The following is a 2,035-nucleotide window of genomic DNA, read 5'->3' on the forward strand; positions in this document are numbered from 1 at the left end:
TTGCGCATCACCGTCGCGGCACTGCCAAATGCGCCATCTACCGCCCAGCCGCCACGCACCGCGAGATAGGCTCGCAAGCCACGGCGGGCGTAGCTCAAACTCAGCTCATCACCGGCATTCAGCGTCAACGTCTGCCACATGCCCACGCGCTGACCATTGATACAAGGTTGTATGTCTGCGCCGGTGATAGCGATCGAAATACCGTGGTCAGCACGAAAACGTGCCTGACCCATGGTGATCTCGATAAGCGGTGTATTCGCGGGGTTATCGAGTAAGTAGTTCGCCCAAGCAAACGCATGACAATCTACCGGTCCGCCTTGGCTTAAACCAAGCTGGCCCACACCATAACGTCCCGCGTCTTGCACCAAGCTCAATACACCGGGGTCGAGCACCGTTAATCCTGCCACCATTGACCTCCTGCCGCGCGATAATCGGACTCTGACATGGGCTCAAAACGGACGGTATCCCCCACATCAAACGGCATCATTGGCGATTGACGGGGATTGAACAGCACCTTGGGACAATTACCAATAATTTGCCAGCCTGCGGGCGACGCCGCCGGATACACCGCGGTTTGCTGTTGTGCAATGCCCACACTGCCGGCGGGGATCTGATGACGAGGCGTAGCATGACGCGGCATGGCTATCGTCTCATTCACCGAAGCAAGAAATGCAAAGCCGGGGGCGAAACCAATCGCACAGACGGTGTAAGTTCGTTGGTTGTGTCGCTCAATCACTTCTTGCTCACTCACGCCGGCAAACTCGGCGACCGCAGCCAGATCCGGCCCGACCGAGGGATGATAATACACCGGCAAGGTCACTTGTTTTCCGCCCCCAGAATCACCGGTGGCTAGCAGTGACTCGCCTTGATGAATCACCCAAGTTTTCAACCTTTCTGGCGACAGTAAGCGAACATTCACTTCCACCAAAACACTGGTGTAGGCAGGGATTAACTCAACCACACCACGACCAAAGTGCTGCTGGATTCCCTCACACAACGCGGATAACTGTGGAACTAAAGCAAGATCGATTGTATTGCCCAACCGGATCATTACCGTCGTTTCACTGACTTGCTCAACCTTGAGTGTCATGGTGTTAAGGCCTTTCTAAGTTGTTTTATCGCCTCCACGGATTGTGGGTTATCTCCATGCACACACACCGTATCCGGCGAGAGGGAGAGCGTTTGTCCTTCAAGAGTGGTTACTGTGCCATGTTGAGATAACTGCAACACCTGCGCGATCATCGCATTGGCGTCATCTAACACAGCGCCCGGTTGACCACGCGGCGCTAATTGCCCTGACGCCAGATAGGCTCGATCAGCAAAGGCCTCAAAAATCAGCGGCACACCGGCTTGTTGGGCAAGCTGGCGATGCTGACGATTATCAGGCAGTGCCAGCACCATTAAAGGTGTATTGGGCAGCGTATCAGCCACCGCAGCCAACACCGCCTCAAAGCAATCATTATCCACCATCATAGTGTTATACAGCGCACCATGGGGCTTCACATAATCAAGGCTCGCATTAAATCGCGCACAGATCCCTTGTAATGCACCGATTTGATAGCGAATGAGATTGCTGATTTGCGCTGGGGTATGATCAATATTGCGACGGCCAAAGCCCTGCTTATCGGCGTAGCCGGGATGAGCACCAATGCTGACCTTATGCGTCACCGCAAGTTCACCGTGGCCGCCATCACATCAGGATCAGAGGCATGAAACCACACGCGATATTGGCCATATCAATCCACGGCATCAGTATGCTATCCATTCCCATCGTCCACGCACCAAAGCTTTCACCCATGTCTGCGTTTAGTTTCATCATTCCCTCGATTTCACTGACTTTGCTTTACCTTACGGTTTTTTAACCCGCGGATAAACTACCTGAGATTCTCGATATTCAGGTCAAACACCTAGGGCGTGTTGATCTTTGCTGTACACATTTTATTCAGCAATACATCGGCAGCCACATTATAGTAAACGCCAGTGATACCATACTGGCGTAATTTCTTGCTAACTTATCATATCTCTTGATATTGCT

At 52.6% G+C, this 2,035-nt stretch carries 2 protein-coding genes and 1 pseudogene; all 3 read right to left on the bottom strand.

Features of this window, described 5'->3' with window-relative positions; all coding sequences use genetic code 11:
• The coding region (locus DZ54_RS0110110; RefSeq protein WP_037354200.1) for a hypothetical protein at nt 1-410 on the bottom strand (410 nt) is incomplete at its 3' end.
• A complete protein-coding gene (pxpB, locus tag DZ54_RS0110115; RefSeq protein ID WP_025673987.1) occupies nt 395-1,090 on the bottom strand; it encodes a 5-oxoprolinase subunit PxpB in 696 nt (231 codons plus the stop codon). The genes pxpB and DZ54_RS0110110, both read right to left, overlap by 16 nt.
• Nucleotides 1,087-1,816, bottom strand: a pseudogene (locus DZ54_RS20705) (5-oxoprolinase subunit PxpA). Before DZ54_RS20705 ends, pxpB begins: the two are co-directional and overlap by 4 nt.
• Nucleotides 1,817-2,035 lie beyond the last annotated feature (219 nt).

Source organism: Salinivibrio socompensis S35, from assembly GCF_000513715.1.
In the GTDB taxonomy this organism is placed as follows: Bacteria; Pseudomonadota; Gammaproteobacteria; order Enterobacterales; family Vibrionaceae; genus Salinivibrio; species Salinivibrio socompensis.

Bases quoted from the DNA above. Each gene is read 5' to 3' on its own strand.
- pxpB (WP_025673987.1), bottom strand. From the start codon at position 1,090: ATGACACTCAAGGTTGAGCAAGTCAGTGAAACGACGGTAATGATCCGG.